The organism is Streptomyces sp. A1277 (assembly GCF_004795015.1).
GTDB lineage: Bacteria > Actinomycetota > Actinomycetes > Streptomycetales > Streptomycetaceae > Streptomyces.
Map to the genome: position 1 here is coordinate 53200 of NZ_SSBI01000035.1, position 13185 is coordinate 66384.

Annotated in this window: 11 protein-coding genes; 7 read left to right on the forward strand and 4 right to left on the reverse strand. The window is 71.4% G+C overall.

Features of this window, described 5'->3' with window-relative positions; genetic code table 11:
* The first annotated feature begins 50 nt into the window (after window positions 1–50).
* The 3 genes from E6R18_RS22470 (at window position 51) to E6R18_RS22480 (ending at window position 3413) form a co-directional block, all read left to right on the forward strand.
* Complete coding sequence (locus tag E6R18_RS22470) at window positions 51–911, forward strand: DUF3558 domain-containing protein (RefSeq protein ID WP_136318698.1); 861 nt, start codon at window positions 51–53, stop codon at window positions 909–911.
* A gap of 191 nt (window positions 912–1102) precedes the next feature.
* Window positions 1103–1900 (forward strand): DUF3558 family protein, encoded by a 798-nt coding sequence (locus E6R18_RS22475; RefSeq protein ID WP_136318699.1) that lies wholly within the window; start codon window positions 1103–1105, stop codon window positions 1898–1900.
* Between the two features lie 139 nt (window positions 1901–2039).
* Window positions 2040–3413 carry a DUF2637 domain-containing protein gene (locus E6R18_RS22480; RefSeq protein ID WP_136318700.1) on the forward strand — a complete coding sequence of 458 codons (1374 nt, stop codon included), beginning with the start codon at window positions 2040–2042 and terminating at the stop codon, window positions 3411–3413.
* 69 nt (window positions 3414–3482) lie between these two features.
* Here the strand turns inward: E6R18_RS22480 and lysS are convergent, their stop codons facing one another.
* Window positions 3483–5249 (reverse strand): lysine--tRNA ligase, encoded by a 1767-nt coding sequence (gene lysS, locus E6R18_RS22485; RefSeq protein WP_136318701.1) that lies wholly within the window; start codon window positions 5247–5249, stop codon window positions 3483–3485.
* A 170-nt stretch (window positions 5250–5419) separates the two neighbouring features.
* Here lysS and argS point away from each other — a divergent pair, with 170 nt between their 5' ends.
* Window positions 5420–7198, forward strand: coding sequence for an arginine--tRNA ligase (gene argS / locus E6R18_RS22490; RefSeq protein WP_136318702.1), 1779 nt, complete (start codon window positions 5420–5422; stop codon window positions 7196–7198).
* A 60-nt stretch (window positions 7199–7258) separates the two neighbouring features.
* Here argS and E6R18_RS22495 read toward each other — a convergent pair whose 3' ends face one another.
* Window positions 7259–7687 carry a hypothetical protein gene (locus tag E6R18_RS22495; protein WP_136318703.1) on the reverse strand — a complete coding sequence of 143 codons (429 nt, stop codon included), beginning with the start codon at window positions 7685–7687 and terminating at the stop codon, window positions 7259–7261.
* Between the two features lie 186 nt (window positions 7688–7873).
* On the opposite strand from E6R18_RS22495, the gene E6R18_RS22500 reads away from it, so the two are divergent.
* Window positions 7874–8287, forward strand: a complete 414-nt coding sequence (locus E6R18_RS22500) for an ATP-binding protein (protein ID WP_206308357.1) — start codon at window positions 7874–7876, stop codon at window positions 8285–8287.
* A 69-nt stretch (window positions 8288–8356) separates the two neighbouring features.
* Here the strand turns inward: E6R18_RS22500 and E6R18_RS22505 are convergent, their stop codons facing one another.
* Complete coding sequence (locus E6R18_RS22505; protein WP_136318704.1) at window positions 8357–9586, reverse strand: phospholipase D-like domain-containing protein; 1230 nt, start codon at window positions 9584–9586, stop codon at window positions 8357–8359.
* 344 nt (window positions 9587–9930) lie between these two features.
* On the opposite strand from E6R18_RS22505, the gene E6R18_RS35400 reads away from it, so the two are divergent.
* Together E6R18_RS35400 and E6R18_RS22515 are read left to right on the forward strand one after the other, a co-directional pair.
* Window positions 9931–10053 carry a DUF4253 domain-containing protein gene (locus E6R18_RS35400; RefSeq protein ID WP_346764996.1) on the forward strand — a complete coding sequence of 41 codons (123 nt, stop codon included), beginning with the start codon at window positions 9931–9933 and terminating at the stop codon, window positions 10051–10053.
* Window positions 10054–10166: 113 nt separating this feature from the next.
* Window positions 10167–11435 carry a choice-of-anchor A family protein gene (locus E6R18_RS22515; RefSeq protein ID WP_136318705.1) on the forward strand — a complete coding sequence of 423 codons (1269 nt, stop codon included), beginning with the start codon at window positions 10167–10169 and terminating at the stop codon, window positions 11433–11435.
* A 59-nt stretch (window positions 11436–11494) separates the two neighbouring features.
* Here the strand turns inward: E6R18_RS22515 and E6R18_RS22520 are convergent, their stop codons facing one another.
* Complete coding sequence (locus E6R18_RS22520; RefSeq protein WP_136318706.1) at window positions 11495–12850, reverse strand: helix-turn-helix transcriptional regulator; 1356 nt, start codon at window positions 12848–12850, stop codon at window positions 11495–11497.
* Window positions 12851–13185 lie beyond the last annotated feature (335 nt).

Sequence of the window (13185 nt, forward strand, 5' to 3'; positions counted from 1 at the left end):
TCGGGCGGCAACCGTTTTTCGCACGAAGGGAGCCCAGGACCGTGCGACGAATGGCGTACGCGACCGGCGCCGTGCTCATCGCAGCGCTCGCCGCCGGCTGCTCCAGCGACTCCGGAGGCGGCAGTTCCGCCCCCGACAGCAAGCCCGGGACCCCGGCCGCGTCGTCCGCACCGCCGGGCAAGTACCGCACCCTCCCCGACGCCTGCCGCGCCATCCCCCTCGCCACCCTCAAGGACCTCCTGCCCGGCACCGCCGAAATGCCGGAGGCCCAGCAGGAGAAGGTGTTCGAGGGTGCCCCCACGGTCACCTACGACACCGACCGCCGGATCGGCTGCCGCTGGAAGTCCGACGCCCCCGAGGGCTCCCGCAGCATCCACCTGGACTTCGAGCGCGTCGTCTCCTACGACACGTCGGTGAGCGACGACGACCGCGCCCGCGAGGTGTACGCGAAGAAGGAGGCGGCGGCCGACCTCCCCGCCCCCACCCTCCCGTCCGGCGGCGGGAGCGGCGGCACCCCCGACGCCTCCCCGTCCGGCTCCGGCAAGGCGGACCCGGACGCGAGCGACGACGCGAGCGCCGACACCGACGCCGACGCCGACGGCAGCACGCCCGACGGGACCGCCGACGGCGGCACGCCCGACGGGGACACCGGCGGCAGCCCCGCCGAGAACCTTCAGCCCCGGCTCCTCGACAAGCTCGGCGACAGCGCGTTCCTGGACGATCTGCTCACCCGGGCGGGTTCCACCGCGCAGCACCGCACGGTGAGCGTGGTGTTCCGCACATCGAACGTCATCGTCACCATCGATTACACGGCTCAGCCGGCCCTCTCCACCCAGGTCCCCGACAGCAAGGAACTCCAGGAGAAGGCCCAGGCACTGGCCCGGCAGCTGGTCGAATCGTTCAACGCCTGACGCCGCCCGCGGGCCCGCCCGGCCCCGGCCCCGGCCGCTCCCCGGGCCGCCCGGCCGAGGCGGCATCCGGTCGCCGTCCGTCGTACCGTGGCCCTCCGGAGCCACCGGCGGCCGCTCGCCGCCGACTGCCTCCGCACGGCTACCGCCGCGCAACCGTCCCCCGTCCGCCGCGCCATCCGACTGAAGGAACCATGCACCGATCAGCCCCGCGACTCACCCGCATACTCGCCTGCGCCGCCGTCCCGGTGATGCTCGTCGTCGCCGGCTGCTCGTCGGACTCCGACGGCAAGAAGGACGCGGCCTCGTCCGCCTCCGCCTCGCCGGAGGCGACGAAGTCGGAACCGGCCGTCGAGGCGGCGAAGTTCGCCGAGCTGCCGGACCCCTGCTCCTCGGTCCGGGCGAAGACCGTCAAGTCCCTGGTGCCTTCGGCCAAGAGCAAGAAGGGCACCCGCGGCAAGACCAGCGACGCCGCCGCCCGGGGCAGCTGCTCCTGGAACGGCCTGGCCGACAAGGGCGTCAAGGGCTCCCAGTACCGCTGGCTGGACGTCGGCTTCACCCGCTTCGCCTCGGACCGGACCCTGGGCAGCGGGGCCTCGCGCGCCGGCGACGACTTCACCAAGCAGGTCGGCAAGGCCGAGTCGGCGGACGGCGCGAAGAACGTCAAGTCCGCTCCCGTCACCGGCATCGGCGACCAGGCGACCAGGGTCACGTACGACCTCGCCAAGTCGGGCGAGGACTTCAGGTACGCCACGGTCATCGCCCGTACGGGGAACGTCGTGGTCGTCGTCAACTACAACGGCGCGGGCTTCGCGGGCTCCAAGACCCCCACCGCCGAGACCGTCGTCAAGGGCGCCGCGATGGCCGTCAAGGACGCGGTCGCCGCCGTCGCCGACGCCAACGGGGGCGCTCAGCCGAGCAACTCCCCGAAGTCCTCCGGGAAGCCCTCCAAGTCCCCCGCCTCTTCGGCAGGTTCCAAGACGTCGGACTGATCCGAGGACCGCCCCCGCCCCCTCCCCCCGCGACACCCCTCGCACACATGTGCCAGGCTGTGCCCGCCGGAAACAAGCCACGGCAGCAAGCCAAGGGCACGAGGACGAGGGAACAGGGAGGGGATGGGGGGTGGCTGCGATGCAGCTGACGCGCATGCACCGGGTGCTGATCGGGCTCGTGGTGGCCGGCGCGGTCCTGATTGCCGCGATCGGCTTCGCCGGTTCCTACGCGGCGGTGCGCGAGCTCGCCCTGCAGAAGGGGTTCGGGGACTTCTCGCTCGTCTTCCCGATCGGCATCGACGCGGGCATCTGCGTCCTGCTGGCCCTCGACCTGCTGCTGACCTGGCTGCGCATCCCCTTCCCGCTGCTGCGGCAGACGGCCTGGCTCCTGACGGCCGCCACCATCGCGTTCAACGGCGCGGCCGCCTGGCCCGACCCGCTCGGCGTCGGCATGCACGCGGTGATCCCGGTGCTGTTCGTGGTCTCCGTCGAGGCCGCCCGGCACGCGGTGGGCCGGATCGCGGACATCACCGCCGACAAGCACATGGAAGGCGTCCGCCTCACCCGCTGGCTCCTCTCCCCCGTCCCCACCTTCCGCCTCTGGCGCCGCATGAAGCTGTGGGAGCTGCGCAGTTACGAGCAGGTCATCAAGCTCGAACAGGACCGGCTGATCTATCAGGCCCGCCTCCAGGCCCGCTACGGCCGCAACTGGCGCCGCAAGGCGCCCGTCGAGTCCCTGATGCCGCTCCGGCTCGCGAAGTACGGCGTACCGCTGGCCGAGACCGGCCCGGCCGGCCTGGCCGCCGCAGGCATCGAACCGGCCCTCCTGCCCCCGGCCCCCGCCGCACCCGCCGCACCCGCCGCACCCGCCGCCCCCGCCGTGGAAACGGCCCAGCAGCACCCCGAACTCCCCCAGGCCGCACACCAGGAAGCCCCCGCAGGTCCCACGGCCCCCGCAGCCCCCCAGGACCACCAGCAGCCCCAGGAGCATCCCCAGGGCCCCCAGCAGCCCGCCACCGAGGAGAACCCCTGGTTCCCGTCCCAGGCGACCGCCAAGGTCTACGAGGGCGGGTACGACCCGGGCTTCGAGGTGCCGGGGCCCACTCCGCACCAGGTCCCCTCGGGCCCCAACGGCCGCACCCGCCCCCTGGGCAACGTGGGTACGGTCGGCAGCTCCGCCCCCGACGCCCGCACCGAGCAGCAGCTCCCCTTCCCGCAACAGCTCCCGCAACAGCAGCTCCCGGAGCAGCCCGTCGCCGAGGCCGCCGAGGAGTGGGCCGAGGAATGGGCGCAGGAGGACGCGGAGTTCAGCGAGATCGCGTACGAGGTCTTCGCCGCGTTCGTGACCGAGCACAACGACTACCCGAGCGTCGCGGTGCTCGACATACACCTGTCGGACGGCCACAACGTGCGTCACCCGCGCAGCGAGGCGCTGATCCGGCAGCTGATGCCGCTGTTCAAGGAGCGCTACCACGCGGAGCAGGCCGAGCTCGAGGCCGACCACATCGCCTGAGCGCGACACCTGACGTACGGCGAAGGGCCGCCCCCACCAGGGGGACGGCCCTTCAGCGCATCCGCACGCTCACGTGCCCAGGAGCCTGCGCACCCGGTCCGCCCCGACCGCGAGCAGCAGCGTGGGCAGGCGCGGGCCCGTGTCGCGGCTGACGAGCAGCCGGTAGAGCAGGGCGAAGAAGGACCGCTGGGCGGTCTTCAGCTCGGGCGTCGGCTTGGCGTCGGGCTCCAGTCCTGCGAGGACCTTCGGCACGCCGTAGACGAGGGTGGTCAGCCCGTCCAGGGACCAGTGCGTGTCCAGCCCCTCGGTCAGCAGCCGCAGCGACTCGCGGCCCTGCTCGTCGAGCGAGCCGAGCAGCTCCTCGTCCGGCTCGTCGCGGACGACGGTGCGGGCCTCGGCCGGGACCTGGGTGGTGATCCAGGACTCGGCGCGGTCCAGGCGCGGCCGGGCCTCGTCCAGCGAGGTGAGCGGGTTCGAGGGGTCCAGCTCGCTGAGGATGCGCAGGGTCTGGTCCTCGGCGCCGGCGGTGATGTCCGCGACCGAGGCGAGCGTGCGGTACGGCAGCGGGCGCGGCGTGCTCGGGAGCTCACCGGCGGCGGTGCCGATCGCGCGGGCGTACGCGGCGGCGTCGGCCGGCAGCACGGAGCCGTCGGCGACCTTGCGGGCCAGCGAGTCCCACTCGTCGTAGAGCCGCTGGATCTCCTGGTCGAAGGCGATCTTGAAGGACTGGTTGGGCCTGCGGCGGGCGTAGAGCCAGCGCAGCAGCGGCGCCTCCATGATCTCCAGCGCGTCGGCCGGGGTCGGCACGCCGCCCTTGCTGGAGGACATCTTGGCCATGCCGGAGATGCCGACGAAGGCGTACATCGGGCCGATGGGCTGGACGCTGTCGAAGACCTCGCGGACGATCTGGCCGCCGACGACGAAGGAGGAGCCGGGCGAGGAGTGGTCGACGCCGGAGGGCTCGAAGATCACGCCCTCGTACGCCCAGCGCATCGGCCAGTCGACCTTCCAGACCAGCTTGCCGCGGTTGAACTCGCTCAGCCGTACCGTTTCGGCGAAGCCGCAGGCCGAGCAGGTGTAGTTCAGCTCGGTGGAGTCGTCGTCGTACGAGGTGACGGTGGTGAGGTCCTTCTCGCAGTTGCCGCAGTAGGGCTTGTACGGGAAGTAGCCGGCGGAGCCGCCGCTGCCGTCGTCCTCGCCGGCCGCGCCGGAACCGGCCTCGGCCTCCAGTTCGGCTTCGTCCACCTTCTTCTGCTGCTGCGGCTTCTTGCCGCCCTTGGCACCGCCGGCCGCCGGGTCCTTCTTGGTGCGGTAGCGGTCGAGGACGGCGTCGATGTCGGCGCGGTGGCGCATCGCGTGCAGGATCTGCTCGCGGTAGGTGCCCGCGAGGTACTGCTCCGTCTGGCTGATGCCGTCGTACTCGACGCCCAGCTCGTCCAGGGACGCGGTCATCGCGGCCTTGAAGTGCTCGGCCCAGTTCGGATACGAGGACCCGGCGGGCGCGGGCACCGAGGTCAGCGGCTTGCCGATGTGCTCGGCCCAGCTCTCGTCCACGCCCGCGACGCCGTTCGGCACCTTGCGGTAGCGGTCGTAGTCGTCCCAGGAGATCAGGTGCCGGACGGTGCGGCCGCGGCGGCGGATCTCGTCGGCGACCAGGTGCGGGGTCATGACCTCGCGGAGGTTGCCCAGGTGGATCGGGCCCGACGGGGAGAGGCCGGAGGCGACGACGACCGGTTTGCCAGGCGCACGACGCTCCGATTCGGCGATGACCTCGTCCGCGAAGCGGGAGACCCAGTCGGTCTCGGTGCTGCTCTGACTCTGAGCCACGGTCGGCACGTCCTTCTCTCGGGTAGGACTCGTAGGGGCACCGCCCATTCTCCCAGGTGCGGCCCGCAGCACGAAAACGGCTTTACGGGGCCCCGCGGCACGGGCGAAGAAACCCGTTTACAGGCCGTGGGATACTTGGGGTCATCCCTTGTACCCCTACGGAAACGGCAGCCCGTCCCATGCCTGAGCACGGCTCGGTCAATTCCCTCGCTTCCACGCTCCAGCAGCAGCTGGCGGACGCCCTGACGGCAGCACTGCCGGATGCCGGCGCCGCGGACCCGCTGCTGCGCCGAAGCGACCGGGCCGACTTCCAGGCCAACGGCATCCTGGCGCTCGCCAAGAAGCTCAAGGGCAACCCGCGCGAGCTGGCCGACCGGGTCACCGGCGCCCTCCCGGCCTCCGACCTGATCAAGGACATCGAGGTCTCGGGCCCCGGCTTCCTGAACGTCACGCTCACCGACCGGGCGATCACCGAGACCCTCGCCGCGCGGGCCGCCGACGGCGACCGGCTCGGCATCCCGGTGAACGAGGCGGCGGGCACCACCGTCATCGACTACGCCCAGCCGAACGTGGCCAAGGAAATGCACGTGGGCCACCTGCGGTCCGCCGTCATCGGTGACGCGATGGTGCAGATCCTGGAGTTCACCGGCGAGTCCGTCGTGCGCAGGCACCACATCGGTGACTGGGGCACCCAGTTCGGCATGCTCATCCAGTACCTCATCGAGCACCCGGACGAGCTGGACCACGAGGGCGGCAAGGAGGACGGCGAGGCCGCCATGTCCTCGCTCAACCGGCTCTACAAGGCGTCCAGGGCCCTGTTCGACTCGGACGAGGAGTTCAAGGCCCGCTCCCGGGACCGGGTGGTCGCGCTCCAGGCCGGGGACGCGGAGACGCTGGCCATGTGGCAGCGGTTCGTGGACGAGTCGAAGATCTACTTCTACTCGGTCTTCGACAAGCTCGACATGGAGATCAGCGACCCCGACATCGTCGGCGAGTCCGGGTACAACGACATGCTGGAGGAGACCTGCCGCATCCTGGAGGAGACGGGCGTCGCCGTCCGCTCCGAGGGTGCGCTCTGCGTCTTCTTCGACGACGTGCTGGGCCCCGACGGCAACAAGGTCCCGCTGATCGTCAAGAAGACCAACGGCGGCTACGGGTACGCGGCGACCGACCTCTCCGCGATCCGCGACCGGGTGCAGAACCTCAAGGCGGACACCCTGCTGTACGTCGTGGACGTACGGCAGTCCCTGCACTTCAAGATGGTCTTCGAGACGGCCCGGCGGGCCGGCTGGCTGAACGAGGGCGTCAAGGCGCACCAGCTCGCCTTCGGCACGGTGCTCGGCAAGGACGGCAAGCCGTTCAAGACCCGTGAGGGTGTCACGGTCCGGCTGGAGGACCTGCTGGACGAGGCGGTCGATCGGGCGACGGCCGTGGTCCGGGAGAAGGCCGGGAAGGTGGGCCTGTCCGAGGACGAGATCGTGGAGAACGGCCGGTACGTCGGCATCGGCGCCGTGAAGTACGCGGACCTGTCGACCTCCGCCGTACGGGACTACAAGTTCGACCTGGACCAGATGGTGTCGCTGAGCGGCGACACGTCGGTGTACCTCCAGTACGCGTACGCGCGCATCCGGTCGATCCTGCGCAGGGCCGGGGACGCGAAGCCGGTCGCGCACCCCGAGCTGGAGCTCGCCCCGGCCGAGCGGGCGCTCGGTCTGCACCTGGACCAGTTCGGCGAGACGCTGTCCGAGGTCGCGGCGAACTACGAGCCGCACAAGCTGGCCGCGTACCTCTACCAGCTGGCGTCGCACTACACGACGTTCTACGACCAGTGCCACGTCCTGAGCGAGGACAACCCGGCCGAGGTGGTCGAGAACCGGCTGTTCCTCTGCGACCTCACCGCCCGCACCCTGCACAAGGGCATGGCGCTGCTGGGCATCCGGACACCCGAGCGGCTCTGAGCACGAGCGGCGCGGAAGGGCGGGGCCCCGGCGGGCCTCGCCCTTCCTGTTCCCGGTCCCCTATTCGGGCCGTCCCAGCGCCCACCCGGAGACGTCGGCCAGCCGGCCCCGCCACAGCGGAAGCCGCAGCGGGCCCGCGCCGCCGCAGACGAGGGTCGCGTCGCGCAGGTGGATCCACCTGGGCAGCTGCCCCGGGTCCTCGTCCCCCCGCATCTCCTTGATCCCCTGGTCCACCGTCTCGGGGAACTCCGCGAGGAGGTTGGCCCCCTCGCCCTCGACCTGGCGCAGGCTCCTGGACCACTCCGCCTTCCACGCCTCGTGGCCGATCACGTCTCCGTGCAGGACACCGGCCGGAACCGCCAGCGTCAGCGGCAGCCCGGACCGGATCTCGCGGTTCAGGAGCCGGATCAGCAACTGGAGCTGAAGATCGGGCACGGGCTCGGTGACCACCGTGAGGGCGTCCCGCGCGGGGTCGTCGGAGTCATTCATGGCTGTTCCCTTCGGCGGCGGCCCCTGTGCGGACGTCCCAGCGGCCCGGGATTCCTTCACTCGCTTTCCCCGCGCGAAGGCTCTCAACCCTCCCGCCATCTCGCAGAAATACTTCGGGTACGCAAGGGTCTGGAGGGCAAAAGAAGAATTCAGAACGTTCGACGATCATTTCTCTTGGGGCGAAAGATGACCGACCGCAACGCGACCCTCCCCTCTTCTCCGGAGGGCATTACCGACACCGTACCGACACCCGCCAAGGCGTCCGAGGCGCGGGACGCGGCCGCCGCATTCGCCGCGGCGCTCGACCCGCCGCCCTCGTCCTCGGCGGTCCAGGACCTGCTGCTGCTCGTTTCGGAACTGGTGACGAACGCGGTGCGCCATGCGGGGGCCGTCACCGCACTGGCGTTCGGAGCCGACGAGAACACGCTGTACGTGCAGATCGCCGATCCCAGTACCGTGCGCCCGCAGCCGCGCGCCCCGGACCTGAGGGGACGGGCCGGGGGGTTCGGCTGGCCGCTGATCCTACGGCTGGCCCGGAAGGCCGACATCCGCGACCGGGGCGACCAGGGAAAGATCATTCTCGTCTCCATGGCGCGCTGACCGCGGCATTCCGCGGGGCCGGAGCATCCGGCCATTTCCGTGGAATTGATGGGCGCTTTCTGTTTATTCCTAGAGGAAGCGCCGGAACGGCACCACCGATGCCTCACGGACCCGCTGCACGACCGACCGCCGCCGCCACCGCAGGCCCTCGATCCGCTCGCTCACCTTCAGATCCTGTTCGAAATGGCCGTCCAGCGTCTGCGTGAACGCCCGGTCCATCACCGCGAGCATGACCTCCTCGTCGTGGTCCAGGGAGCGGCGGTTGATGTTCGTGGACCCGATCAGCGCGGCAACCCGGTCGACGGTGACGATCTTGGCGTGCATCATCGTCGGCCGGTACTGGAAGATCTTCACGCCGCAGGCCGTCAGCTCCTCGTAGTACAGCTGCCCGGCGAGCTGGCAGACCCGCTTGTCCGTGTGCGGCCCCGGCAGCAGGATCTCCACTTCCACGCCGCGCCGCGCCGCCGCGCACAGCAGCTCGATGAAGAAGGCGTCCGGCGCGAAGTAGGCCGTGGCGATCCGGATACGCTCCTCGGCGGATTCCAGGACCACACGGAGCAGCGTCTGCATGTCCTGCCAGCCGAAGCTGGCCGAGCCCCGCACCACCTGCACCACGGCCTCACCCTGCGGCGGGATGCTCAGGAACCGGTCGCGCGCGTCGAACAGTTCGTCGTGGCACTCGGCCCAGTTCTGCGCGAAGGCCGCCGCGAGGCCGTCCACCGCCGGTCCCCGCACCTGGACGTGCGTGTCCCGCCACTCGTGCTCGTTACGGGCGTCCCCGCACCACTCCTCGGCTATCCCCACGCCCCCGGTGAACGCCGTCTCCTCGTCCACCACGAGGACCTTGCGGTGACAACGGTGGTTCTGCTTCAGCGGTGACAGATAGAGCGGCTTGCGGAACCACGCGACCTGGACCCCGGCCTCCTCCATGGCCCTGAGCTGGTCCTTCTCTATGAGCCTGCTGCCGAACCCGTCGAGCAGCAGCCGCACCCTGACCCCGGACCGCGCCCGCTCCGCAAGCGTGGCCGCGAACTCCCTCGCGATGTCGCCGCGCCAGTAGACGAAGGTCATCATGTCCACGGTGTGCTCGGCCCCCCGGATGCCGTCCAGCATCGCGGCGAAGATGGCGTCCCCGTTGCGCAGGGGGACCAGCGCGTTCCCCTCGGTCGCGGCGATCCCGATGAGCCTCTCCAGCCGCCGCCGGAGCCGGACGGCGCGTTCACCGAGGAGCGCGTCCTCGCCCGGTGCGGCCGGCGGTTCCTGCCGGAGTTCCGGTCTGTCGTCGGTGCTGCTGGACATGTGTCTCCTCGAAGGTCGTCGTCGGTGGCACCGGGGCCCCTCTCCGGGGAACGGGCAGACACCACCTTCCCAGGACGCGCCGGAGCAGGCGTGCCCCCTGCCCCGCCCGGCACCCTCGTGGACACCACGGTCGACGAGACGTGGCACGAGCCCCTGCTCTGGTACGCGGACCAGCCCGCGAGCCCAGGGGCGTGGGCCGCGCTGCGCGCGACCGGCCGGCGTGTGGCCGGGCCCGGCGCCGACTCCGGCCGAGGCGGGCCCGGACGAGCCGGACGCCCTCGCGGCCGAGATCGCGGATCAACTGACGGGGCCGGCCGCCCACGACGACGGCCGAGGCGCTGGCGCTGGCGGCGGAGCACTTCGCGTTCTGCCCGGACACCATCCGGCAGTCGACGCTCGACACGCTCCGGGCGTACGCGCCTGAGGCGCTGCTGAAGCAGGAGAGCTGGGCGTTCTGGTGGGACTGAACTTCGTGTGCCTGAATCGACGCATTGGTCTTGACCAATTTTCGCAAGTATGGGAATCATGACCGGAGTCGCCACAGAACCTTCATAACTGCTCCGCAGGAGAACCACCCACTATGCGCATACCGACCTCTGCCGCCCTCGCGGCGCTCGGCGGTGCCCTCGTCCTCGGGCTCACCGTCGCTCCGGCCGCCCAGGCCGCCCCCGCCCCGGCGGACTGCACGACCGACGCCTTCGGGATCGCCGGCAAGTACGGCGAGTTCGTCCTGGGGGACGACGTCCACTCGCCCGACGCGGAAGGCGCGGTGGCCGTCGGCGGCGACGCGGACTTCCGGGGCGGGTTCAGCGTCGCCAACGAGCTGTCGGCCGCCGAGGTCGACGCGCTGCCCGGGCGCGCCTCGCTCGTCGTGCGCGGTGACCTGCTCAACGGCGGCTCGGCCACCGTCGTGATGAAGGGCAACGCGGTGGTCGGGGGCGCGATCAAGGACCGCGCCGTCGAGCTGCACAACGGCACCTTCAGCAAGAAGGCCGACCTGATCGACTTCGACGGGGAGTTCGCCGAACTCCGTTCCTACTCGGCCGCGCTGGCCGGGGAGTCCGCGACGGCGGGCGCCGAGGTGCGGCGCGACGGGGACCGGCTGACGCTGACCGGCACCGACAGCGGCCGCAACGTCTTCTCCGTGCCGGCGGCGCAGCTGGAGAAGGCGAAGGAGGTCTTCATCAAGGTCCCGGCCGGTGCGACGACGATCGTCAACGTCAGCGGCCAGGAGTACGACATGGCGACGGCCCGCACCACCGGCTTCTTCCTGTCGGGCGGTCAGGACTTCGTGCTGGACGACAAGCTGCAGAGCGCGTCGGACGGCGCGGTCCGGGCGAAGCTCCTGTGGAACTTCCCGGACGCCACGAAGGTCGTGAAGAACAGCCAGGCCGCCTGGCCGGGCAGCGTGCTCGCGCCCCACGCCCACCTGGAGCTGGGCACGGCCGCGCCGGTCAACGGCTCGGTGTGGGTGGCGTCGCTGCACGGTTCGGGCGGTGCGGAGACGCACCACTTCCCGTTCACCGGCTGCCTGCCCGAGGTCCCCGGCACCGAGACCCCGTCGCCCGGCACGACCCCGAGCGGCACGCCCACCACGACGCCCCCGGCGACGGGCACCCCGTCGGCCCCGGTGACCCCGCCGTCCGGCAGCGCCACGCCGTCCGGTACCCCGTCGGGCTCCGCGACCCCGGGCGCACCGGCCCCGTCCGCCAGTCCGTCGCAGCCCGGTGAGGGCGACCTCGCGACGACCGGCAGCAGCAACATGGTCCCGATCACCATCGCAGGCGCCGTGGTCGTCGCCGCCGGTGCGGGCCTGGTCGTCATGGCCCGCCGCCGCAAGCGCGCCTGACCCCACCGGATCGCGGCCCCCGGGGAGCCTTCACCAGGCCCTTGGGGGTCGCGATCCGCTCAGCGCTTCTCCCAGACCGACGTGTCGTAGCGGTAGTAGTACTCGGGCCGCCCCGCGATGCTGCTCGTACGGAACGGCGTGCCGCCGTCGTCGATGCGCAGGGTGCCCTTGCGGCCGCCGCTGCTCCACTCCAGCTCCAGGTACCAGCTGACGTCGTGGCCCTCGACGTGCGCGTCCAGGTCGAAGACCTCCACATCGCTGGACGAGACCTGGAACGGGAAGTCCTTCGCCGGGACGGTCTCGTCGCCCTGCTTGCCGGCCACCGGGGTGAGCGCGGGGCGGCTGTTGTCGAGGTCGATGTCGAAGGACTGCGGCTCGATGCCGCTGCCGCAGCCCTCGCCCATGGAGAACGCGGGCCGTTGCAGGGGCGCCCGCCGGCTCAGCACGCGGACGTGCAGGCCGGTCAGGACGACGGCCTGCTGCGAGGTGCCCTGCACGGTGAGTTCCAGCTTCATGCTGCCGCCGTCCACCCCGCCGAGCGAGCGGGCCCAGCCCCGGGTGCTGGTGGGAGAGGGCGGGGGCGGCACGGTCGCCGGGTCCTGGCCGAGCAGATAGAACTGCCCGCAGGGCTCCTCCCAGTTGTACGAGCTGATGGTGACGGTCGGCGGGCGCCCGGCACTCTCGGGGGTGCGCGAGGCGGACACGGATGACCGTACGGAGGGACTGGCGGACCCGGGGCTCGCGGAGGCACTGGCCCGCTCCGACGCCGACGCGGACACCGAAGCGGACGCCGACGGGCTCTCCGGGCTTTCGGACACCGCGTCCGCCCCCTTGCCCTCCTGCGTGCTCCGGGCTCCGGGCACGCCCACGGCGGAGCCCGCACCGGTCTCCTTGAGCTGGCCGATGACCACGGCGGTGGGCACGGTGAGCGCGACGACCGCTGCGGCGGCGAGCAGCACCCGCGTACGGGCCGAGGCGCGGCGCCACCGGGAGGAGGGCTCGGACCCGGGGACGGCAGCGGGCTCGACCTCCGGAACAGGCTCGGGGGCCGGGGCGGGCTCGACCGGAGCCGGAGCCGGCTCGACCGGAGCATCGGCTTCCGGCTCCGCATCCGACACCGCATCCGGAGCCTCCGCCCCCGCGACGGGGGCGTCCGGCTTCCCCCGCCGCCGTGCCGCATCGGCGATGATCCACCGCCGGTGCAGCTCCACCAGCTCGTCGGCCGTGGCCCCGCAGAGGCGGGCGAACCGTTCCACGGGGGCGTACTCGCCCGGGACGGCGTCCCCGTTGCAATACCGGTGGAGTGTCGACGTACTGACGTGCAGCCGGCCGGCCAGCACCCCGTAACTGCGCCCCGAACGGTCCTTCAGTTTCTTCAACAGACCTGCGAATTGCTCGGCCTCCGGCGTCGCCACTGCAGCGTTCCCCCTCCTGGTCCGTCCCGGATCACCGTTCCAGGGACATGGAATCTGCCCAGGTCACAGTACGCGCAGGCATTCCAGCATCCCCAATGGTGTGGCGGGCGTTGCGGCCGGAATCCGCCGTGCCGCAAGCTCGGATCACACCACAGCGACCACGGGGACCGACGCAGTGCGAACCCTCTTCCGCATCGAGTTGACCGATGTCCTGGCCATCGGAGTGGTGATCGTGACGACCGCGATCGTCCTGCTCCTGATCTGCCGCCACTGACGACAGAACGACCCAGACCGCACCACAGACCGCACCACACAGAACACACTTACGGGGAGTA